General features: G+C 58.7%; 24 protein-coding genes. 7 read left to right on the top strand and 17 right to left on the bottom strand.

Going from position 1 to position 20,398, the window contains the following annotated elements:
• Window positions 1-75: 75 nt before the first annotated feature.
• The 3 genes from EOM25_02050 to EOM25_02040 are packed head-to-tail and all read left to right on the top strand — an operon-like array spanning window position 76 to window position 2,436.
• The gene (locus tag EOM25_02050) at window positions 76-1,449 is read left to right on the top strand and encodes a phosphomannomutase/phosphoglucomutase (GenBank protein NCC23974.1); all 1,374 of its coding nucleotides are present in this window, start codon (window positions 76-78) and stop codon (window positions 1,447-1,449) included.
• 14 nt (window positions 1,450-1,463) lie between these two features.
• On the top strand, window positions 1,464-1,970 hold the full coding sequence (locus EOM25_02045; protein ID NCC23973.1) for a hypothetical protein: 507 nt from the start codon (window positions 1,464-1,466) through the stop codon (window positions 1,968-1,970).
• Window positions 1,948-2,436, top strand: a complete 489-nt coding sequence (locus EOM25_02040; protein ID NCC23972.1) for a ribonuclease HI — start codon at window positions 1,948-1,950, stop codon at window positions 2,434-2,436. The genes EOM25_02045 and EOM25_02040 overlap by 23 nt, the downstream gene beginning before the upstream one ends.
• Window positions 2,437-2,444: 8 nt before the next feature.
• Here the strand turns inward: EOM25_02040 and EOM25_02035 are convergent, their stop codons facing one another.
• Together EOM25_02035 and EOM25_02030 are read right to left on the bottom strand one after the other, a co-directional pair.
• Window positions 2,445-3,929: a mechanosensitive ion channel gene (locus tag EOM25_02035; GenBank protein NCC23971.1), complete on the bottom strand. Its 1,485-nt coding sequence runs from the start codon at window positions 3,927-3,929 to the stop codon at window positions 2,445-2,447.
• A 36-nt stretch (window positions 3,930-3,965) separates the two neighbouring features.
• The gene (locus EOM25_02030) at window positions 3,966-4,736 is read right to left on the bottom strand and encodes a hypothetical protein (protein ID NCC23970.1); all 771 of its coding nucleotides are present in this window, start codon (window positions 4,734-4,736) and stop codon (window positions 3,966-3,968) included.
• A gap of 158 nt (window positions 4,737-4,894) precedes the next feature.
• On the opposite strand from EOM25_02030, the gene EOM25_02025 reads away from it, so the two are divergent.
• Both EOM25_02025 and EOM25_02020 read left to right on the top strand, forming a co-directional pair.
• Entirely contained in the window at window positions 4,895-5,566 is a 672-nt protein-coding gene (locus EOM25_02025; GenBank protein ID NCC23969.1) for an adenylate kinase, read from the top strand.
• Window positions 5,511-6,530 (top strand): solute-binding protein, encoded by a 1,020-nt coding sequence (locus tag EOM25_02020; protein ID NCC23968.1) that lies wholly within the window; start codon window positions 5,511-5,513, stop codon window positions 6,528-6,530. Before EOM25_02025 ends, EOM25_02020 begins: the two co-directional genes overlap by 56 nt.
• On the opposite strand, the gene EOM25_02015 is transcribed toward EOM25_02020, so the two are convergent.
• From EOM25_02015 to EOM25_01945, 15 genes are all read right to left on the bottom strand, one after another.
• On the bottom strand, window positions 6,520-7,350 hold the full coding sequence (locus tag EOM25_02015; GenBank protein ID NCC23967.1) for a TatD family deoxyribonuclease: 831 nt from the start codon (window positions 7,348-7,350) through the stop codon (window positions 6,520-6,522). The genes EOM25_02020 and EOM25_02015 overlap by 11 nt on opposite strands.
• Before the next feature lie 39 nt (window positions 7,351-7,389).
• A complete protein-coding gene (locus EOM25_02010) occupies window positions 7,390-8,313 on the bottom strand; it encodes a manganese-dependent inorganic pyrophosphatase (protein ID NCC23966.1) in 924 nt (307 codons plus the stop codon).
• A gap of 123 nt (window positions 8,314-8,436) precedes the next feature.
• On the bottom strand, window positions 8,437-9,054 hold the full coding sequence (locus EOM25_02005) for a hypothetical protein (GenBank protein ID NCC23965.1): 618 nt from the start codon (window positions 9,052-9,054) through the stop codon (window positions 8,437-8,439).
• A 76-nt stretch (window positions 9,055-9,130) separates the two neighbouring features.
• Complete coding sequence (locus EOM25_02000) at window positions 9,131-9,595, bottom strand: PTS mannose/fructose/sorbose transporter subunit IIB (GenBank protein ID NCC23964.1); 465 nt, start codon at window positions 9,593-9,595, stop codon at window positions 9,131-9,133.
• Complete coding sequence (locus EOM25_01995; protein NCC23963.1) at window positions 9,596-10,003, bottom strand: PTS sugar transporter subunit IIA; 408 nt, start codon at window positions 10,001-10,003, stop codon at window positions 9,596-9,598.
• Between the two features lie 29 nt (window positions 10,004-10,032).
• Complete coding sequence (gene rapZ / locus EOM25_01990) at window positions 10,033-10,917, bottom strand: RNase adapter RapZ (protein ID NCC23962.1); 885 nt, start codon at window positions 10,915-10,917, stop codon at window positions 10,033-10,035.
• Between the two features lie 5 nt (window positions 10,918-10,922).
• Entirely contained in the window at window positions 10,923-11,372 is a 450-nt protein-coding gene (locus tag EOM25_01985) for a PTS sugar transporter subunit IIA (GenBank protein NCC23961.1), read from the bottom strand.
• Between the two features lie 3 nt (window positions 11,373-11,375).
• Window positions 11,376-11,930: a ribosome-associated translation inhibitor RaiA gene (gene raiA, locus EOM25_01980; GenBank protein ID NCC23960.1), complete on the bottom strand. Its 555-nt coding sequence runs from the start codon at window positions 11,928-11,930 to the stop codon at window positions 11,376-11,378.
• A gap of 38 nt (window positions 11,931-11,968) precedes the next feature.
• Window positions 11,969-13,387: an RNA polymerase sigma-54 factor gene (gene rpoN, locus EOM25_01975; protein NCC23959.1), complete on the bottom strand. Its 1,419-nt coding sequence runs from the start codon at window positions 13,385-13,387 to the stop codon at window positions 11,969-11,971.
• Window positions 13,388-13,525: 138 nt separating this feature from the next.
• A complete protein-coding gene (gene lptB, locus EOM25_01970; protein ID NCC23958.1) occupies window positions 13,526-14,278 on the bottom strand; it encodes an LPS export ABC transporter ATP-binding protein in 753 nt (250 codons plus the stop codon).
• Window positions 14,275-14,784 (bottom strand): OstA family protein, encoded by a 510-nt coding sequence (locus tag EOM25_01965; GenBank protein NCC23957.1) that lies wholly within the window; start codon window positions 14,782-14,784, stop codon window positions 14,275-14,277. Before EOM25_01965 ends, lptB begins: the two co-directional genes overlap by 4 nt.
• 1 nt (window position 14,785) lies before the next feature.
• Window positions 14,786-15,376: an LPS export ABC transporter periplasmic protein LptC gene (gene lptC / locus EOM25_01960; GenBank protein ID NCC23956.1), complete on the bottom strand. Its 591-nt coding sequence runs from the start codon at window positions 15,374-15,376 to the stop codon at window positions 14,786-14,788.
• Window positions 15,377-15,394: 18 nt separating this feature from the next.
• Complete coding sequence (locus EOM25_01955) at window positions 15,395-15,928, bottom strand: phenylphosphate carboxylase subunit delta (GenBank protein NCC23955.1); 534 nt, start codon at window positions 15,926-15,928, stop codon at window positions 15,395-15,397.
• Complete coding sequence (locus tag EOM25_01950) at window positions 15,918-16,736, bottom strand: 3-deoxy-8-phosphooctulonate synthase (GenBank protein ID NCC23954.1); 819 nt, start codon at window positions 16,734-16,736, stop codon at window positions 15,918-15,920. Before EOM25_01950 ends, EOM25_01955 begins: the two co-directional genes overlap by 11 nt.
• On the bottom strand, window positions 16,736-18,373 hold the full coding sequence (locus tag EOM25_01945) for a CTP synthase (protein ID NCC23953.1): 1,638 nt from the start codon (window positions 18,371-18,373) through the stop codon (window positions 16,736-16,738). The genes EOM25_01950 and EOM25_01945 overlap by 1 nt, the downstream gene beginning before the upstream one ends.
• Window positions 18,374-18,683: 310 nt before the next feature.
• On the opposite strand from EOM25_01945, the gene EOM25_01940 reads away from it, so the two are divergent.
• Complete coding sequence (locus EOM25_01940) at window positions 18,684-19,493, top strand: phosphoribosylformylglycinamidine synthase subunit PurQ (protein NCC23952.1); 810 nt, start codon at window positions 18,684-18,686, stop codon at window positions 19,491-19,493.
• Between the two features lie 29 nt (window positions 19,494-19,522).
• Entirely contained in the window at window positions 19,523-20,053 is a 531-nt protein-coding gene (locus EOM25_01935) for a nucleoside deaminase (GenBank protein NCC23951.1), read from the top strand.
• The last annotated feature ends 345 nt before the right edge of the window (window positions 20,054-20,398 follow it).

Here is a 20,398-nt window from a genome sequence, read left to right as displayed (position 1 = left end):
AGTTTGACCTTCACCGCCTCCCTACGTACACATCGGCCTTCGAATACATCAGGTCATTTCCGGGAGACACGCCTCATGAAGCCAATCAATCCAAGGGTTTTCAAGGAATACGACATCCGGGGCATCGTCGACCGGGATTTCGATCCCGAATGGGTGGAGACCCTGGGCCAAGCCTGCGGGACCTTCTTTCTGAATCGGGGCCAAAATCGGGCCGTGGTCGGCCACGACTGCCGCCACTCTTCACCCGGCTACCAGACCTCTCTAGTCAGCGGCCTCATGTCCACCGGCGTCCATGTCACCGTTTTGAACCAGGTGCCCACCCCGCTTCTGTATTACGCCGTCAAACGCTTGGATTTGGCCGCCGGAGTCATGATCACGGCCAGCCACAACCCCCCAGAATACAACGGGTTCAAGATCTGGTCCGGCCCGGGAACCATCTTCGCCGAACAGATTCAGGAAATCAGGACCATCATGGAGTCCGGGACCTTTGCCACCGGCTCTGCCGTGGCTTCAGAGCTGGACATCGTTCCAGACTATCTCGACCACTTGGCCAACCACATCGGCCTTGAGCGTCCGATCCGGCTGGTCGTGGACGGAGGCAACGGCACCGGAGGCGAAATCTGCGCCGAGCTCCTGTCACGGGCCGGAGTCGAGGTCGTGCCTCTTTTCTGCCGACCGGATGGTAACTTCCCCAATCACCACCCCGACCCCACCGTGCCCGAGAACCTCGTTGATCTCCGCCGGGCCGTCCTGGAACACGGGGCCATGGCCGGCATCGGACTGGACGGAGACGCCGACCGCATCGGTGTTTTGGACGAAAACGGGGATGTCCTTTACGGCGACCGCCTCCTGGCCCTCTATGCCCGCAAGGCCCTGGCCGCTCGCCCCGGAGGCACCGTCATCGCTGACGTCAAATGCTCCCATCTCCTGTTTAAAGACATTGCCGAGAACGGGGGAAAACCTGAGATGTGGAAAACCGGCCACTCCCTGGTCAAGGCCAGGATGCAGGAAACCGACGCCATGCTGGCCGGAGAGATGAGCGGGCACATGTTCTTCGCCGACCGCTATTTTGGATTCGACGACGCCCTGTACGCGGCCCTCCGTCTGGCCGAACTCCTGGGAGGCCGGGATGCCCCTCCCTTGAGCCAAGCCCTGGACTCCTGGCCGTCCACGGTTTCCACTCCCGAAATCCGCATTGAATGCCCCGAAGAACGCAAGGTCGAGATCGTCGGCCGGGCTCAGGCCCTTTTCACCTCGACCTATCCGGCGAACATGGTCTCCACCCTGGACGGGATTCGGGTCAACCATTCCGACGGCTGGGGGCTGCTTCGGGCCTCCAACACCCAGCCCGTTCTGGTCATGCGCTTCGAGGCCGAAAACCCCGAGGGACTGGAGAGAATCCGTCGGGAATTCGAAGGCCCTCTGGCCGAGTGGCTGGCCGAGAATTGAAAAGGGAGCCGCCCATGCTCGACCTCAGGCCCCAATCTCACACCCGGGCCGTGCGGACCGTGGCCCGCATGCTGGCCCTGATGGCCATTTTCATGGTCAGCGGCCTGCTCTTTTGGCAGCACTCGAACCGGAGCATGGAAAAAATCCTCGATCAGCAGGTCATCTTTGATCAGACCAATACGCTGGAACAGGACCGGATGACATGGATCAAAAACATGGGCCGCATGCTCCGCACCAAATACGGACTGATGCTGACCATCAAGATCACCCACGACCTTCCCCAGCCTCCGACGGGAGATCGCAATACGGTCTTCATCGGCCTCAGTCCCGACAACAGGCGGCTCGTCATCGAGCTGCCACCTCTCGTCGGGCGGGCCATCGGCCTCAAATTCGTTGAAGACATGAAAAACGACATGTCCGAGCACTTCGAGGCCGACACCTGGCCCGAAGGGCTCGTTCACGTCCTTGAACGCTTTTTTGTAGAAATGGAGGCCGTCTATGAACGTCAGCCGGAATCCTGAACCCGGCGTGGTCATGATCCACACCGACGGGTCATCCCTGGGTAACCCGGGCCCCGGCGGGTACGGAGCTGTCCTGAGCTATGGGAACAAACGCAGGGAAATTTCCGGCGGATTTGCTCGGACAACTAACAACCGCATGGAGATTCTGGCCGCCATCATGGCCCTGGAGGCTCTGACACGACCGGCCAAGGCCGTTGTTCGGACCGATTCGCGGCTCTTGCACGACGCCATCGGCAAGGGATGGGTCAAGAACTGGTTGAAGAACGGATGGAAGACGTCGGACAAGAAACCGGTCAAGAACCGGGATCTCTGGGAGCGGCTCATTCCTTTGCTCGACACCCACCAGGTCCGTTTCGAGTGGGTCAAGGCTCATGCCGGCCTGCCCGAGAACGAACGCTGCGACGAACTGGCCAAGGCCGCGGCCATGCGGCCCGACCTGTCGAAGGATGAAGGGTACGAGGGCTAACCCTCCGATCAGGACATGAAGATCTTCCTGAACATCTGAAATAAAGTCCCAGCTTCCACGACTCCGGCCTTAGCCCCTCCCCCCTGCTTGGAGGCCAGTGCCCTTCTTTCCTCGAAGAGCCGCCTGATGTTGGCGATGATGTTCGGATTTTTTTCCAGGACCATTCTGAACCCTTCCTGATCGATGATCAAACAATGGGTGGTTTCCAGGGTCTCAACATCGGCCGTCCTTGGTTCCCCGGTCAAGAGGGCGATCTCCCCAAAGACGTTTCCGGACTCGATGACCGCCACTTCCTTTCCAGCGTGGACCACCCGGACGCGCCCCTGGACGATGATGAACAGATTGCAGTCCCTGTCCCCCACCGAGACGATCTTTGTCTCAGGAGGGTAGACCCGCCGACTGCCGGACCGGACCAGCATCTCCAGCTCATCCTTGCCCATGCCCTGGAACAAATCCGTGGACTGGAGAAAAGCGACCACATGGTCGACCGATTCTGGTTTCTCCGGACGCCGGAGAACCACTTCCTGTCTGGGCAGGGGTATGACGATCCCCTGACTCTGGAACTGGTACCAGATGGATGTGTTCAGCTCGTCAATGGCCCGCCTAGCGTGATCAAACTGACGGACGTAAAACATGACCAGATACTCGGCCCGGTAGTCAAAGAAACCGGTCAACCGGATGATGGGCCTGGGGTCCTTCAAAACGGCCGGACTTTTATCCAGGACCTCGGCAATGGCCGACTTGACCTTGACCGGCGGGGTGGACAGATCCGCCGATATCCGAATTTCTCTGCGAACCTCGCGCATGGGCCGGTTGAAATTGATAAGAGTGTCCCTTGAAATGCTGTTGTTGGGAACCAGAATGTAGTCCCGGCTGATAGTCTCGATCTTGGTATACCGCCAAGTGACCTCCACGACCTTCCCCTCACGTCCGGCCACAGAAATCCACTCCCCGAGATCGAAAGGTTTTTCCATCTGAATCAGCAGACCGGAAATGAGGCTGCCGATTGTGTCCTGCATGGCAAAACCGATGACGGCAGTCAGGATGGCCGAAGAAGTCAGGATCGACCCGGGGTTGATGTCGAAAATCTCCTTGATCCCCCAGACGGCGACGGCCAGGAGAAAAAGGAACTTGAAGAGATCCACCAGGATGTGGTTCACCTGACGGCCTTTGATGACCTTTAGGTACACATCGACGTAGAACCCGTCGATGAATTGCCGCACCAGCATCCACAGTGCCCCGAGCTCCAGAATGAATATGGCCTTGCCGAGAAGTTCGTTCTTCAGCTTGGGAAGCACCAGTCGGTCCAGGATGACCAGCAGGATGAGCAGGAATAGCCACTTGATGAATCGGGCCCCGGTCCCGGTCATGGCCCGGCGGCGGATGAAGAAGTTGAAGACCAGGGTCGTCGCCAGATAGCCTAAGGCCAGCAGACCCAGGACCAACAGTATTTCGATGTTTATCGGTCCCAGATAGTCTCGAATCAGGTCCATGCCCTCTTCCTTTTCCTTGTCATTGCTCGGTGTCGTTCATCCGATCCGGGCCAAGACGGCCTCGGCGTGATGCTTGTCTTCCTTGAAGAGCCTGCCTGCCATGTCGCGTAGGCATCCCTCGGCCTTGGCCGTCTTCGGCAGGTCCGGAAGGTCGGGCAACCCCAGATCGTCCCAGACCAGAGGCTCGAAGGACAGCTCCTTGTCCAGGGTGTACTGTCCACCGCCCCCCAGGTTGTCTTCGGCCTCCATTTTTTGGACGTCCAGACGCTTGGCGAATAAAAGAACATCCGAGGCCCGATAGTGTTCGTTCAGGTTGGCCACCTCGGCGTTGATCTTGGCAAACCGAATTTTCATCTGCTCCAGATTGGGGCTGAGCAGTTTGCGCCCCGGGCAGTGGGGATCAGCGCTGATACGTCCATGGAGATAGTCGTTGACAGCTTTTTGGGCCGAATCGTAGGCCTTCAGGACCACTCCGACGTACCTCCCCTTTTTGGTCATGGCCTTGGGAATGCAAATCTTCGACCCCGGAGGCCAATGCCCGGATCGAGGCACGTCCCGCTCGGCGGGTGGAGTGAGGTGCAATCCGTCGTAGAGCATCGGCACTCCCATGCCCTCCAGAAGGAGAAAATGCAGTCTCGCCAAGGTCGTGCAGGCCTCCTTACCCAGCGTTTCGACCTTCTTCGCCTGGGACTGTAAGACTTCCAAGTCCGACTCCAGATCCTTTCGGCGGCCAAAAAAGGTGTCCGCGGCCTCCTTGAGCCCCTCGGCCGTCAACTCGTCAACAAATCCTTCAAGATCGTGCGCCATCGATCACTCCTTGGGGCTTCTGCGGTCATCTTGCACGTACCCTTTGCCTTCCAAGTACCACTATCCGGAGCCGACTTCAATTTGAATGTCTTGCCCATTGACAGCCGGGGCCGCCGCGGATAGACATTTGAGAAATTTTTCTCAAGGAGGACAATATATTGAACATTTTGATTTTTGGACCCAACGGTAGCGGCAAAGGAACCCAGGGTTCCCTGGTGAAGAAAAAATACGACCTCGACCACATCGAATCCGGAGCCATCTTCCGCAAACACATCGGAGGGGGTACCGAGCTGGGCAAAAAGGCCAAGGAATACATAGACCGCGGCGAACTCGTCCCCGACGACATCACCATTCCCATGGTTCTCGACGTCCTGAAGCAGTCCGGGGCCAAGGGCTGGCTCTTGGACGGATTCCCCCGCTCCATAGTCCAGGCCCAAAAGCTCTGGGCCGCCCTGCAGGCCGACGGAGTCAAACTTGACTACGTCATTGAGATCCTGCTCCCGCGCGAGGTGGCCAAGGCCCGGATCATGGGTAGGCGCCTGTGCGTCAACGACGCCAATCATCCGAACAACGTCGACATCCCGGCTATTGCTCCCAAGGACGGCAAATGCCGGGTCTGCGGCGGTGAACTCAAGGCCCGGTCCGACGACCAGGACGAAGAGGCCATCAACAAGCGCCACGACATCTACTACGACACCAAGCAGGGCACCCTGGCCGCATCCTATTTCTACAAGGATCTGGCCCCCAAAATGGGCTTCAAATACATTGAGTTGGATGGCAAGGGCACCATCGAAGCCATCAAGGACACTCTCCTGGCCCAGCTCGACTAGGCCCGGTCAACCAAGACCTGATACGAAAAGGGCGGGTCTTCCCGCCCTTTTCCTTTCATTTCCAGACGTCATGAGCATCGACCGACCGCCGATCTTGAACATCGGCCGCATCAGTTACTTGAACGTTCTTCCGGTATTCGCTCTTTTGAAAGAACGTCTGGGGCTACAGTCCAATCGCTATCGCCTGATTTCCGGTCATCCCAACGAACTGAACAACCTTCTGGCTCGAGGGGACGTCGACGTCTCCCCTTCGTCATCCTTTGAATACCTTGCCCGGCCTGAAGCCTATCGGCTTCTCCCCGGGGCGGGCATCTCCAGTCGGCAGGAGGTCCAGAGCGTAGTTCTGGCCACCCCGGTCCCCACGGCCGACTTGGCCGCTTTCATGGCCTCCGAGGACGCTCCGCTCCAATTGACCACGGCCTCGGCAACCTCCTCGGCTCTGGTTCGCATTCTTTGGCGGCTACACTGGAATCTTCCGGAACCGAATATCGTCCTCGCTCCCCCGGGAACGGCAACCAGCAAACCCATTCCGTCCCTCGAAATTGGAGACCACGCCCTCAGGCTGACCTTGAACCCGCCCAAAGGCTGGGTCATCCTTGATCTGGGCCGCGAGTGGCGGGCCATGACCGGCTTGCCCTTCGTCTTTGCCGTCTGGATCGTCCGCAGAGGATTGATGGGCAAGAAAAGACAATTCCTTGAGGAATTTTCCCAGGCCCTGACTGAGACCGTGACCGACATGGACCGGTGCCTCGCCACCTTGGCCAGACATCCTGAGATTCCGGACTGGCTCTCCCCTCAGGAGGCCGAGACCTATTGGCGATCCATGGCCTACGGTCTGGGCCCTGACGAGATGGCTGGTCTGGTCGTCTTTGGCGCCCTCTGCCGACAGCTCGGCCTCATTCCGACAACGCCTGCACTTTCCTGGTGGCGGGACACTCCTCCCTCCAGAGGCATCACGGCCTGATCGTTATTCGACAGGACTCCGGCAACAACCCGTTCGCGTTGGATGCTGTGGTCCCGGCCACATCGTCCGGAGACAGATTCAGAAGTTGCGCCAGCGCCCGCACCACCAAGACCAAATTCTCCGGCTCGTTGCGATCCCTCTCCACCCCTTCCGGGGCGATGGCCGGGCTGTCAGTCTCCACCAGCAGTCTGTCCATGGACACATATCGACAGGCCCTTCGGGCCCTTTTGTTATTCGGTCTGGTCAAGGAGCAGGAAAAGGAGATGGAACATCCCAGGGCCTCCAGAACCGGAACCATCTCGGCCGAACCTGCATAGGAGTGAACAATGCCCCCGTACCTGAGCCCTCCCTCGGCCCGAAGCAAGGCAACAAGTCGTTCCCAAGCCTTGCGGCAATGGATGGACACTGGAAGCCGGTGTTTAGATGCCAGCCTGAGCTGAGCCACAAAAGCCTCTTCCTGACGATCGACATCGGCCCCCTCCACCGCGCGGTCCAGCCCGATCTCTCCCAGGCCGCAGACTCCGTCACCCAGAAGACGTTCAAGCCTTTCCTGCCAGCCTGGTCGAGCCTCATCCACGAACCACGGGTGCAGTCCCAGCCAGGGCAACACCTCGGAATGCCTCACGGGAAGGGAGAGAACGTAGTCCCAATCGTCCTCGGCCGTGCCGTTGCAAAACAAAAGACCGACCCCGGCCCTGCGGGCCCGGTCCATGGCCTGGTCCAGTCCGTAACGCAGATGGCCATCCTGAAGATGACAATGGGCGTCCACAAGAAACACGCGACCCTCCTCTCTCCACGAAAAAGGGCCCGCCTCGGCCAAAACCGGAGCGGGCCCTCAAAGGATCATTGACGGGTTGTCTTAACCGGCAAAGGCCTTCTCGAAATTGGGAACGACCTGCTTCTTACGGCTCATGACCCCGGGCAACCAGACCTTGCCGCCTGCGGGCTTGACGCCAAAGGCCTTCTCAACCACGGACTCATCGTCAGAGACGATGAGCATCTCGGAGCCTTCCTTCATGATGTCGGTCAAGAGCAAAAAGACCGAGTGGTTACCCTTCTCGCCCTTGAGCTTATTGATGTCCTCGACCAGGGCCGGCTTCACGCCGTCCAGGATGGACAGATCAACGACTTCGAGCTGGCCGATGCCGACGACCTTGCCGCTCATCTTGAAATCCTTGTAGTCGCGCAGGACGAGCTCGCGAGCAGGAGTGCCCTCAACGGCGGACTTGACCTTGAACATTTCCATGCCCAGGGCCTGCAGATCTGACTGGCCAGCGATCTTGGCCAGGGCGGCGGCGGCTTCCTTGTCCTTGTCCGTGCAGGTGGCGGACTTGAAGATGACTGTGTCGCTCAGGATGGCGCAAAGCATGATCCCGGCCATGGGCTTGGAAATCTCGACGCCAAAAAAATCGTACATTGCCTTGAGTACAGTGGCCGTGCAGCCCACGGGCCAAATCCAGCACTCCAAGGGGTTGGGGGTGGTCAGGTCGCCCAGCTTGTGATGATCGACAACGCCCAGAACCTCGGCCTTGGCGATGTCGTCGGGCAACTGAGCCAAATCGGAGGTGTCAACGAGGAAAACCTTCTCGCCGGCGAACGAAGTCTTTACAGCCGGAGCGGCCACACCGAATTTCTTCAGGATGAAGGCCGTTTCGGGGTTAATCTCTCCCTGGGCCACGGGAACACACTCCACGCCCAGCTTGCTCTTCAGGTCGGCAAGGGCGATGGCGCTACAAACGGTGTCGGAATCGGGATTCTTGTGACCAAAAACATACACTGCCATTACGAAACCTCCTCAAAAAAATGAATGTACGGATCGGGAACTTTCCGAGAGTCAGGAAAGCTTGTGCTAAATATCACAATGAAGCGCCGCTGCCAAGCATTATTTTTGAGCCCGATGTCGAGCTCAGGTCAAGGTCATAGACAAAAAAACCAGGGCTACAAGGCAGCATGAAAGTCCAAACACCGCGTAGGCCTTGGCGATCCGCAGGGATAGCAAACCTCCGAGGCTGGCGAACAGCCACAAAACGTTCCAGTTCATCCATTCCATGTCCGGGACCAACGCCACAGCCATGCCACCAAAGGTGATCAAGGCCCAGACAGAAACGAAAAAAAACGCTCCGTGCATAGCCAGCTGTTGAAGAATGGACTTCAAGACCAGACGCTCTGGACGATATCGTTCCGTCATCCCCCTCCGGCTCCAGGCCAGCAAAGTATTGAAGCTGATATTCTGCCTAACCCTCTGTCTGGATTCGAGCCAGGCACCAATCATGGCCAGGAGAGCCGATGCGGCCATGATGGCGGCGATCTGCATGACCTGAAGTTGGCCCAGTCGCTCCACGGTGACAATGCTTGCCAGTGATGCATAGGAGGCCATGGGGGGGATAAAGGTCCCCACGGGAATAAGGTCAAGCCAAAACAGCTCGAAAAAAACAGCGACGAGGATGGGAGTGACCATGTCTCCGGTCATGGCCGCCCAGAGCAGAGCCGAAACAAGGGGACGGGACAGGAACCCGACCGACATTGAGAACCGGGTCAGGCCAATGCAGGCAAAAAAAAACTTGCCCCGATTAGGTGCCAGAACGACAGGCCGTCCATGGTCACCAGCTCACATGTACGGGTTTGTTGGGAACACAGCGGAAATCGACCTCAAGACCTTTCTTGACAAAAAAATTCAAACAATTGACGTCTTCCTGGCTCACTGCCACATGGGAACAGAGCTGGCGTTTGCCTGGAGCGTAGTGGAGGTTCCCGACGTTGACCTGGCTGAATTCCAGCCCATCCTCATAGGCCCTCCGAGCATCTGTGCAACTAGCGAAAAGGATCAGCATGTTAACTCCCGGCCAACGTCTGCACAGATCCCGAACACATCGCGCAGCCTCGGCAACCCTGGAGAACAGAAGATCCAAATCCGAAGACACGGCCAGACCCATGATCTCCTGGCGCAGGGGATCGACGCTGAGCTCATCATTGGCCACACACAGCGCCCGGGCCCGGACATAGGGAACCCATCCCTCGATGACTTGGCCATGGACCAGACGATTGTCTATTCGTACCCACATCATTCAGGTCTCAACCTTGCGCCGAAGAACCTCTCCGGCTACCTGGATGCCCTGTTTGCCTGCGTTCTTGGCTTCCGTTGCCACCTTTCCCAACGACTCGTCGCGCATGGTCAGAACCTTCAGAAGCATGGGCAGATTGACTCCGGTCATGACCTCAATCCGGGCCATGGCCAAAAGCGAAAGGCTCAGATTGGTCGGAGTGCCGCCGAACATGTCCGTCAAAATGAGCACTCCGTCTCCCCTGTCGGCCGTCTTCACGCATGTGGCGATCTCCGAGAGCATCAGGTCCATGCTTCGGGTCACGTCCACTTCGACCACAGCGCAGTCCTGGTTCGGCCCAAGAATCGACTCGGCAACGTCCAAAAGGGCTCGACCAAAACTGCCATGGGTGACCAGAATGAGTCCAATCATAATTCGATCCCGGATTCTCGCCCCGGACCTCAGCCCAAAGCCAGATGACGATGCTCGACGGTCACGGCGTATCCCCGCTGTCTCAAGGTCTTAGCCACGACTTCGGCCGTGGCCACTGAACGATGCCTCCCACCGGTACATCCCAGGGCCATGGTCAGTCTATACCGTCCCTCCGTGGCGTATCTGGGCAAAAGAAAAAGCAGGAAATCCTCAAAGCGATCCAGAAATTCCCGGGCCGGTTCGTCATTGAATACAAAGTCGAACACGGCCTGATCCTGTCCGGAAAGAGGCCTCAGCCCGACATCGAAATACGGGTTGGCCAAAAATCGAAGGTCAAAAACCAGATCGGATTCGATCGGTACGCCGTATTTGAATCCGAAGGACACCATGTGTATTCTGAACCCGCAGGTCTTGTCCTCAAGAAAACTCCACCGTTCCTGAATCACCCGCCTCAAATCGTGAATGGAAAAGGATGTGGTGTCCAGAACCAGATCGGCCTCGGCCCTGATCGGCGCAAGCGATTCCCGTTCCTGGGCCAGAGCCGCCTCAAGACCGATGTCGGCGCCTTCCAGCGGGTGAGGCCGGCGGGTGGTGGCATAGCGCCGGAAGAGAATCTGAGCGTCGGCCTCCAGAAAAAGGATCTGAAGTGCCCAGCCTTCCTTGCCCAGAAAGGACCGGGCTTCCTTCCACTCGTTCCCGAAGTCCTCCTGCCGCAGATCCATGCCCAATGCTAGACCCCGATAGCTGACGCTGGCCTTCCCAGCGAAAAGATCAACCATGACCGGAGCCAGACGGGCCGGAAGCCCATCCACGCAATAGAAACCCAAGTCCTCCAGCACGTGCAGGGCCGTGCTCTTGCCCGCTCCGGAGAGGCCGGTGACAATGATGACCGGAATCTTGTTCTGGGAAACCACAGGCCTCAAACCTTACGCAACATATCCCACAAGGCGTCGCAGCCCGGAGCGTCGAGAAACTCCTGACGAAACACGGTGTCCTGCAGAAGTCGGGACACGGTGGCCAGGATGCGAAGATGCATCCCGGCCACCTGCTCCGGAGCCAGCACAAGGAAAAAAATTCGGGCCGGCTTGTGGTCGAGGGACTGAAAATCCACACCCTCCTGGCTTCGACCCACAGCGACTATGACCCGCTCCAAGTTGTCCAGCTTCCCGTGAGGAATGGCCACCCCATCCCCGATCCCCGTGCTGCCGAGGCTTTCGCGATCCATGAGAATGGCCAGGACCGACTTCAAGTCGAGGTGGGGGTACTTGCCCCCCAATGGTGCCAGCAATTCGGCCAGGACCTCGGGCTTGGAACTCGAATTAAGCTCGGCGACGATGAGGTCCTTGTCCAGGTATTCGGACAGCTGCATCCCCTAGACCCCGGGGTCGATCAACCCGTAATCACCGTCCTTCCGGCGGTAGATAACGTTGATCCGTTCTGTTTCGGCGTTCAAGAAAACCAAAAACTCATAATTCAGGCTCTCGAGCTGCATAGCCGCCTCGTCTACGGGCATGGGCTTAGGCTCGTAGCGGTCGGCCTCGACGACTGTTGGAATCCTCCCACCACCCGAAGGCATTGGGGCAAAGCTGACAATGTCCAGCCGGACGGTCTTGTTCTTGACCGCCCGCTTCTTGGCCTTGGCCATGCCCTTGCCCCTGATCTTGCGCACCTGGGCCTCGACCTTGTCGAGAAGCATGTCGATGGTCGCGTACATGTCACCGCTTTCCTCGTTGGCCGAGATATGCAGGTTATCGGCATGCAGCACGACCTCTGCGATGTGCCGATGCTTTTCTACCTCAAGATTGACGGTCAACTCGGCATTTTCGGCGTGTTTCATATATTTGCCCACCTTGTCGAATCGGGTGTGGGCATATTTCTTCAGATGGTCGGAAGGATCGAAATTCTTGAAATTGTACTTGATCTCCATGACGTTCCTCCTGATTTAGGGTTCTGGATCCCAAATTCTCAGAAAATCGCCCTCCTCTTGGAGGACGAGGGAATGTTCAGTGCCGCCCTGTATTTGGCCACGGTTCTCCGGGCAATGTTTACATCAAGCCTCTCCTTGAGCAACTGGACGATCCGGTCGTCGCTCAGGGGTTTCTTGGGGTTCTCATCGGCGATCATACCCTTGATGGCGGCCTTGACACTTTCCGAGCCCACTTGCGACCCATCGTCCATGTCCAGAGCGCTGTTGAAGAAAAATTTTAGCTCGCATAGCCCGTGGGGAGTGGCCACATACTTGTTGGAGGTAATCCGGCTCACTGTGGACTCGTGCATCTCGATATCCTCGGCCACATCCTTGAGAATAAGGGGTCTCAATTGGGATACGCCCTCCTCGAAGAATCCCCGCTGAAAACGGACGATACTCTCCAGAACCTTGTAGAGGGTCCGCTGTCGCTGATGGAGACTCTTCATCAGCCACTGGGCCGATCGTATCTTCTCCGTCAGATACTCGGCATCCTTCCCGGACCGCTTTGAGAGTCCATCCATAAAAAAGGGATTCAGCTGGAGCTTGGGCAGCCCGTCGTCGTTCAACACAATGACGAAATCGTCCTCGTACTTGAAGACATAGGCGTCCGGACTGATATATCTCGGGCTGTCCCCGCCGAAACGGGCCCCGGGCATGGGGTCGAGCTTCTGAATAATCTCCAGATAGACCTTCATGTCCTCCATGGCCATATGGAACTTACGTATCAGGGGCTTGAAACGACGCTTCTCGATATCCTCCAGATGATCCCAGACCAGGGAGTAGAGAATCGGGTCCTGTTCGCCAATGATTTCGAGCTGGACGGCCAGGCATTCCTGGAGGCTCCTGGAGGCCACGCCCACCGGGTCCATCCTTTGGATGAAATGGACGACTTGTTCCACGATTTCTTTGGAGACACCAGCGGCCTCGGCCAGTTCCTCGTCACTCGAAGACAGGTAGCCACTCGAGTCCAGATTACCGATGATCTCCTCGCCCGCCCTCCTCGCCTCCGCGTCCAGATCGGACAGACAGAGCTGCCAGAGCAGATGCCCTTGCAGGGACGGAGCCGAGGAAAGCCTTCCCTCGTAGGACAGGACCTCGTCTAGAACCTCGACTTCTCTGACCTGAGCCTGCTTGGCCATGCTCGAAAAATCGCCGAGATAGCTCTCCCAGTCCGCGCTGCGGATGAGATCAGCCTCGTCAGCGCCAAGCTCCCGGCGGCGCTCGTCGTTTCTTGCCTGGGGCTCCTCGACGGGCTCCTCCTGGACCTCAAGCATGGGATTCTCCAGCAATTCCTGCTGAATGGCTTCCACCAGCTCCATTCTGGACAATTGGAGCAGCTTGATGGCCTGCTGCAACTGGGGAGTCATGACCAGCTGCTGGGTCAGCTTCAGGCTTTGTCGAAGTTCGAGTCCCATTTTGGAATGCTCAGGCCGTGAACAAGGCCTCCGTTGATCGCCGCTTGGCCGCGGCCAATCCGCGACGACTCGAATCTGCCACAGAAGCCAACGTCTGGCAATCGCGTCACGGCCGGAGCGGATGTGGCCAACACATCATCACAGACTGAACCCTTCGCCGAGATACAATTGCCGGGCCCGCTGGTCAGAGACGATCTCATCCGGGGTTCCGTCCAGAATGACCCGGCCGGCGCAGACCAGCGAGGCCCTATCGCAGATGCGCAGAGTTTCCCGAACATTGTGGTCGGAGATGAGAACCCCGATACCCTTCTCCTTGAGGGCGACGATAATCTTCTGAATGTCGTCCACCGCCAATGGATCGATGCCCGCGAAGGGCTCGTCCAGGAGAACAAATTTTGGATCACGCACCATGGCCCTGGCGATCTCGAGCCTGCGGCGCTCCCCGCCCGAAAGAAAGGCTGCCTTCTGGTCGGCCAGCCTGGCGATGCCCAATTCCTCTAGGAGTCGTTCCTCCTTGTTTCGCTGATCCTTTCGGCTCAGGCCCGAGTACTCGAGGACAATGCGCAGATTCATCCGTACTGAGAGCTTTCGAAAAACCGAACTTTCCTGGGGCAGATAGGTCAGGCCGAAGCGGGCCCGACGGTATAGGGGCCAGGTCGTCACGTCCTGTCCGGCCAGAAAGACCTGTCCGACGGTGGGGCGGATGATGCCTACGAGCATGTAGAAAGTCGTGGTCTTGCCCGCCCCGTTTGGGCCCAGCAGGCCGACAACCTCTCCCTGAGACAAACCCAGGCAAATATCGTGGACCACCTCCTTACGCCCGAAGACCTTGCCAAGGCCCCGGGCCTCGAGTGTGACGGAGGGGGCGGCCTTGCTGGACGCGTCGGTCATGGCAGCTCGGCATCCCTTTTCGGCGTGTGAAAGATTGCCTCGACCCGCTTCTGCCCGCCGATGACTTCACTCCGGTTCTCCCGGAGATAGAGCCGGATGGTCTCTCCCTGAATCCGGTTCCTTCCCTCCTGGACGAAAGGGTCCTCCGTCAGGGTCAAGACGCCAGGCCCGTCCTCGTACACGGCCCGGCCGCATTGGCCTTCGCGCCCTTGGCCCGAAAAACGGACCTGCCCTTCAGCCACAATCTTCTGGACCTTCCCGCCGACCTCCACCGGCCCAACTCCCTGCCGACCGCCCTGTGGGTCAAACTCCACGGTCAGCCGATCGGACCAGAGGGTGAAATCCTCCCGATCCACCTGGACTTGGCCCGAAAACTCCACCGTCCCGGATTTCTGGGTATAGGTCATGGTATCGGCGCTGATCCGAGTCGGAACGGTTTCGTCCGCTGCCAGATGACTCGGAAAGGCCATCAGAAAAAGGAAAAAAAATATCAGCATTCGTGGCATATCACCCTTCTATCTTTACCGTCGCCAAGGTTCCGGACCCGGAAAACTCGACCCTCACTCCACCCGTGGCCTCGGCCGTTTCCCAGTCGAGACGAATCTCCAGTCTGGGAGCAGTCAGATCAGCTCCGGGCTTCGACACCTTCACGTTTCCGCTCAGGACCAGGAGCTGGTTCGCAGCGTCGTAGTCCAACTCATCGGCCAGGACCGTGGCCTCGTCAAGGACCACCGACACATCCGGACCAAGCCGGGCGCGGCCGCTCTCCTGCCGGACCTCCCCCCATTGGGCCCTGACACGGGCTGTACCGTTGTCCAGATGGTAGTCGATTTCGGGAAATTCGACCCTGACTAGTCCGCTTTCCTGGACATACTCTCCCCGAGGGGCCCGAAGCCTCCAGAGCATCCGGCCGTCTCGGCCCTGGCGCAGTTCAATGCCCTCCACGGACAGGTCAGCCTGCAAATCGTCGAGGCCCGTCTTCATTTCCGGGACCAAATCCCGAAAAAGGCCATGCACGGCCAAATACAGGCCTCCGGATCCCAGAAGGACGGCGGCCAGCAGAACTAGGTTCCTGCCCGGCCTCATGCCCCGGTCCATTCTCTCGAGGAGATCCCGTCAATCACCATGATCTTGCCGCCAGCCCTGCCAGATTTGCCCGTAAAGGCCCTTGGCCCGAAGGACGAACATAACCGCCTCGCGAACCGCGCCGTGTCCCCCGGGACGGGAAGACACCCATGCCGCCAGATCGAGAATCTCGGGCACGGCATCCTTCACGGCCATGGGCAACCCCACCCGGGCCATGGGCGCGGCATCGACCCAGTCATCCCCGACGTAGGCCATTTCCTCCAAGGCCACACCGGTCATGCGTATCAGATTGAGCAGGACCGGGACCTTACTGACCTGGCCTGGGAAATAATGTTCGATACCCAGTTCCCGCACCCGGTGGGACACGGCCGAGGACTCGAGTCCTGTGATGACCGCAAACGCAAGTCCGGCTTTCTGGCCCATCTTGATGCCCAGTCCATCCTGGACATGAAAACGTTTGGAAATCCGGCCCTCGGCGTCGTAGTGGAGTCCGCCGTCTGTGAGCACTCCGTCCACGTCCAGAACCATGAGCCGTATCCTAGCCGCGTCCAATTCAAGAGTCATCGCTCGCCCCGCGCACGACGTGGTAGATATCCATCAGGAGCCGGATGAGCTCCCCGACCCGACCCAGAGGCCAGCTGTTGGCCCCGTCGCACAAAGCCTGATCGGGCGCTGGATGGACTTCCATGAACACCCCATGGACACCGGCAGCCACTGCCGCCCGGGCCAGGACCGGCACGAGCTCCCGCTGGCCTCCGGAGGCGTGGCCCAGACCGCCCGGCAACTGGACCGAATGCGTTGCGTCGAAGACCACCGGATGCCCCAGCCCGGCCAGAACCGGCAGGGACCGATAGTCGACCACCAGATTATTGTACCCAAAGCTGCTTCCCCGCTCTGTGCACCAGATGCGCGAACACCCATGCCCGGCCAGCTTGCCCACCACGGCCTTCATGTCCCAGGGGGCCAGAAACTGACCCTTTTTAACATTGACAATTTTGCCCGTGCCCGCAGCTGCGGCCAGAATATCGGTCTGACGGCAGAGAAAGGCCGGAATCTGGATCACGTCGACCACTTCGCCCACCGGTACGGCCTGTTCCGGCAGGTGAATGTCGGTCAGAATCGGCAGACCAAACCGCTCCCGGACCTCGGCCAGCCAGGACAGGCCCAAGGCCATGCCCGGCCCACGAAAACTGTTGATGGAGGTTCGATTAGCCTTGTCGAAGGAACTTTTGAAGACCACAGTCACCCCGAATTTCGAGGCTAGGTTCGAGAGGGACTCGGCCACGGTCAGGGCCAATTCGCGGCTCTCCAGGGCGCAAGGCCCCATGATGAAAAACAGGTCCCGACGGCTTCGGGTGTAGAGGTCCTCCATCATGCCTTTCGTCCTGAACAGGACGCCCGGATGAATTCCCGAAAAAGAGGATGTGGCTTCATAGGACTGGAGGTGAATTCAGGATGAAACTGACATCCCACGAACCATGGATGCTCGTCGAGCTCGACAATCTCCACTAGGGTCCGGTCGGGAGAGTACCCGCTGATGGTCATGCCCTTGGATTCGAATTGTTCCTCGTACTCCCGATTGAACTCGTAGCGATGGCGATGCCGCTCCGAAACCTGCTCTGCTCCATAGGCATCCCGGCTCTTGGTCCCCGATTTCAGGACGCAGGGATAGGCTCCAAGACGCATGGTTCCACCCTTGTCGCTGTTCGAATCCCGCTTCTGCAGGATCTCACGCCGAAAGTCGTACCACTCCGTCATCAGGTAAATGACCGGATGGGGAGTCTGGGGGTCGAACTCCTCGGAATTAGCTCCCTCCAGGCCCAGAACATTGCGGGCATATTCGATGACCGCGCACTGCATACCCAGACAGATGCCGAAAAAGGGTATCTTCTGCTCCCTGGCGTAACGGGTGGCAACGATCTTTCCCTCCACGCCCCGGTACCCGAATCCGCCTGGTACGAGGATTCCATCTACGCCCTCCAGGCGCTCAGCCACGTTATCCGCATTGACTTCTTCGGAATTGACGTAGCGGAACCGGACCCGACAATTGCTGGCCACTCCGCCATGGACCAGGGCTTCATGAAGACTTTTGTAGGACTCCCTGAGATCGACATACTTGCCTACGATGGCGATCAGGACCTCTCTTTGGGGATTCTTCAACCTCCGGACCAATTCTTCCCAGTCCCGAAGATGGGGGTTCTTGGCGGCCAAGCGAAGAAGGATGGCGATCTTCTGATCCAATCCCTCGTTGTAGAGGGTCAGGGGAAGTTCGTAGATATGCTCCACGTCGATGGCCGTGAACACGGCGTCCCTGTCCACATTGCAGAACAGGGCGATCTTGGACTTGATCTCGTCGTCCAAGTCCACCTCGGCCCGGCAAAGAATGATGTCCGGCTGGATGCCGATGCTCCGGAGTTCCTTGACGCTGTGCTGGGTAGGCTTGGTCTTCAGTTCGCCGCTGGTCTTGATGAACGGAACCAGGGTCAGGTGGATGTAGAGGACGTTGTCCTTGCCCAAGTCGGTGCGAAGTTGGCGGATGGCCTCCATAAAGGGCAGGCCCTCGATGTCTCCCACCGTGCCTCCGATCTCGATGATGGCCACGTCAATGTCGTCTCCGGACACGCTCAGGATGGCACCCTTAATCTCGTCGGTGATGTGAGGAATGACCTGGACCGTGCCCCCGAGATAGTCGCCTCGTCGCTCCTTGGTAATGACCGAGTGGTAAATCCGGCCCGAGGTGAAGTTGTTTCTCTGACTCAGGGGTCGGCCGAGGTATCGCTCATAATGTCCGAGATCCAGGTCTGTCTCGGCCCCGTCGTCCGTGACGTAGACCTCCCCATGCTGGAAGGGGTTCATGGTCCCGGGGTCGACGTTGATGTAGGGATCGAGTTTCTGGATGGTGACATTGAGCCCCCGGGCCTGGAGCAGTGCCCCCAAAGAGGCCGCGGCCAGCCCCTTGCCCAGGGAAGACAAGACCCCGCCGGTCACGAATATGTACTTGGTATGCATCGACATCCTCCCGACCGTGCTGATTGCTGCCCATTGATCCGACGCGTCGACCGCCCCGGCTTCTTGGACGAAAAGAAAAGAGGGCCCTTGGGCCCGACCGTTGACTGCTGGCCACCCTCGATCCAAACGCCACCATCGACATGTTCTGATGAGTGAAGGCGCTCGGCACTCGTCGCCACAATCTGATTAGACAATGGCTTTTCCAGGTGTCAAGGAACCCGTGAGCTCGCGACTTGCGCTCCCTGCCAGCCTCCGGTACGAAACCGGCCACCGGTCTTCTCACATCAACCGAAAACCAGCGGGGTTTTTTATGGCCTCGGTCAATACCATTGTCATCACCGGAAACGGCACCAATTGCGAACGCGAATGTGCCCATGTCGCGCGCTTGGCGGGCTCGGACCACACCGACGTGGTTTTTTTCTCCGATCTGATCGCAGACCGGGTTCGCCTCGCCGACTACAACTTCCTGATTTTCCCGGGAGGATTTTTGGACGGGGACGACCTCGGAGCTGCTCAGGCTGCGGCCATGAGATGGAAACACTCCGTCACCGAAAGCGGACGGCCTCTTGTTCAGGATCTGGTGGACTTTCACGCAGGAGGGGGATTGATCCTCGGTATCTGCAACGGATTCCAGCTGTTGGCAAAACTCGGGCTGCTCCCGGCCCTGGGAGGCCGGTATCTGGAGCGTCAGGTCAGCCTGACCCACAACACCTCGGCCCGTTACGAGGACCGCTGGGTTCATCTGGCCTGCGATCCAGGCTCGAACTGTGTCTTTACCCGAGGTATCGACCGGTTGTACATCCCGGTCCGACACGGCGAGGGCCGCATCGTGACCCGTGACGAGGCCACTCTTCGAGCCTTGGAAGGCGAACGCCTCGTGGCCATGCGCTACATCCATCCCGACACGGATCTGCCAACCGAAGAATACCCGTGGAATCCCAACGGATCCCCTCTGGCCATCGCCGCCCTGACCGATCCCAGCGGGCGGATCCTGGGCATGATGCCCCATCCCGAGGCCTACAACCACCCAACCAACCATCCGGCCTGGACCCGCGGCGAATCGGCCGTTCTCGGCACGGAATTATTCGCCCGAGGGATTGAGTATCTCCGCCAGGGATGAGTCCGACTTACATTGACAGCCGGTCGGCCATGGCCTATGGAGACCAACCGTGCGAAGGTCCGCCCGGGCCGTGGGCTTCGTGGGGCGAACCCATGGTTGTGGCCCTGGATTTGGCCCGCTTAGCTGCGGACCAGGGTGAGATCCCAGTCGGATGCCTGGTCCTCGACGAGCGGGGAGTCATCGTTGGGCAGGGAGCCAATGGATCCATTGTCGGCCACGATCCCACCGCCCACGCAGAGATCCTGGCCATCCGCCAGGCCGCTGCGGCCACAAGTAACTACCGGATCCCGGGATGCGTTGTGGTTTCGACCCTCGAGCCGTGCCTCATGTGTCTTGGAGCCATGATCCACGCCCGCATCGCTGGTCTGGTCTATGCTGCGCCCGACCCCCGTACCGGCACCGTGACATCCCGACTACGGGGGCACGAATTGTCCTGGACCAATCATCGGTTCTGGGTCGTGTCGAACATTCTGGCCGATGAAAGTTCGGCACTGCTCAAAGCGTTCTTTCATTCCCGCCGGTCCGCGCTTGGCGGATCACCTTCATCAACGGAGAGGTAGCGAAGCTGGCCGTAACGCGCTCGACTCGAAATCGAGTTTATATTTTTATAAAAATTTGATTTTTAAGTCTTTTAAATTTTTCATTGGTGATCTATTGGTGAATTTTGCTCAGCAATAGATGGCTGGCGCCCCCTCCACTTCTTCGTTTCATGCCTTCTTGAACCCACGCTTTTTTTGTTTGATTATAACCCAAAAAACCGATCCCCCAAGCAGTTTGAGGAGACCGGCTTTTTGGGCTGGGTAGATCCGAAAGAGAACGACGAGCACGGCTCGCCGATTCGAAATTCCTTTCTTCTCTTCCGGACGACTTGAGATTTGCCCGTTCAGGTTTCTCTGGTCAAGGGC

Source organism: Deltaproteobacteria bacterium, from assembly GCA_009929795.1.
Taxonomy (GTDB): Bacteria; Desulfobacterota; Desulfovibrionia; order Desulfovibrionales; family Desulfomicrobiaceae; genus RZZR01.
This window is presented reverse-complemented; position numbering and strand designations above follow the sequence as displayed.

Coding starts and splice junctions, on each gene's coding strand:
- EOM25_02035 (NCC23971.1), bottom strand. CDS start 3,929: ATGGACCTGATTCGAGACTATCTGGGACCGATAAACATCGAAATACTG.
- EOM25_01950 (NCC23954.1), bottom strand. CDS start 16,736: ATGGAGGACCTCTACACCCGAAGCCGTCGGGACCTGTTTTTCATCATG.
- EOM25_02010 (NCC23966.1), bottom strand. CDS start 8,313: ATGGCAGTGTATGTTTTTGGTCACAAGAATCCCGATTCCGACACCGTT.
- EOM25_01955 (NCC23955.1), bottom strand. CDS start 15,928: ATGACTCTTGAATTGGACGCGGCTAGGATACGGCTCATGGTTCTGGAC.
- EOM25_01940 (NCC23952.1), top strand. CDS start 18,684: ATGGCCTCGGTCAATACCATTGTCATCACCGGAAACGGCACCAATTGC.
- lptC (NCC23956.1), bottom strand. CDS start 15,376: ATGGACCGGGGCATGAGGCCGGGCAGGAACCTAGTTCTGCTGGCCGCC.
- EOM25_01985 (NCC23961.1), bottom strand. CDS start 11,372: ATGCAGCTGTCCGAATACCTGGACAAGGACCTCATCGTCGCCGAGCTT.
- EOM25_01965 (NCC23957.1), bottom strand. CDS start 14,784: ATGCCACGAATGCTGATATTTTTTTTCCTTTTTCTGATGGCCTTTCCG.
- EOM25_02040 (NCC23972.1), top strand. CDS start 1,948: ATGAACGTCAGCCGGAATCCTGAACCCGGCGTGGTCATGATCCACACC.
- rpoN (NCC23959.1), bottom strand. CDS start 13,387: ATGGGACTCGAACTTCGACAAAGCCTGAAGCTGACCCAGCAGCTGGTC.
- EOM25_02020 (NCC23968.1), top strand. CDS start 5,511: ATGGCAAGGGCACCATCGAAGCCATCAAGGACACTCTCCTGGCCCAGC.
- EOM25_02050 (NCC23974.1), top strand. CDS start 76: ATGAAGCCAATCAATCCAAGGGTTTTCAAGGAATACGACATCCGGGGC.
- lptB (NCC23958.1), bottom strand. CDS start 14,278: ATGACCGACGCGTCCAGCAAGGCCGCCCCCTCCGTCACACTCGAGGCC.
- EOM25_02045 (NCC23973.1), top strand. CDS start 1,464: ATGCTCGACCTCAGGCCCCAATCTCACACCCGGGCCGTGCGGACCGTG.
- EOM25_02005 (NCC23965.1), bottom strand. CDS start 9,054: ATGTCGGTCGGGTTCCTGTCCCGTCCCCTTGTTTCGGCTCTGCTCTGG.
- EOM25_01935 (NCC23951.1), top strand. CDS start 19,523: ATGGCCTATGGAGACCAACCGTGCGAAGGTCCGCCCGGGCCGTGGGCT.
- EOM25_02030 (NCC23970.1), bottom strand. CDS start 4,736: ATGGCGCACGATCTTGAAGGATTTGTTGACGAGTTGACGGCCGAGGGG.
- EOM25_01995 (NCC23963.1), bottom strand. CDS start 10,003: ATGATTGGACTCATTCTGGTCACCCATGGCAGTTTTGGTCGAGCCCTT.
- EOM25_02000 (NCC23964.1), bottom strand. CDS start 9,595: ATGATGTGGGTACGAATAGACAATCGTCTGGTCCATGGCCAAGTCATC.
- raiA (NCC23960.1), bottom strand. CDS start 11,930: ATGGAGATCAAGTACAATTTCAAGAATTTCGATCCTTCCGACCATCTG.
- EOM25_01945 (NCC23953.1), bottom strand. CDS start 18,373: ATGCATACCAAGTACATATTCGTGACCGGCGGGGTCTTGTCTTCCCTG.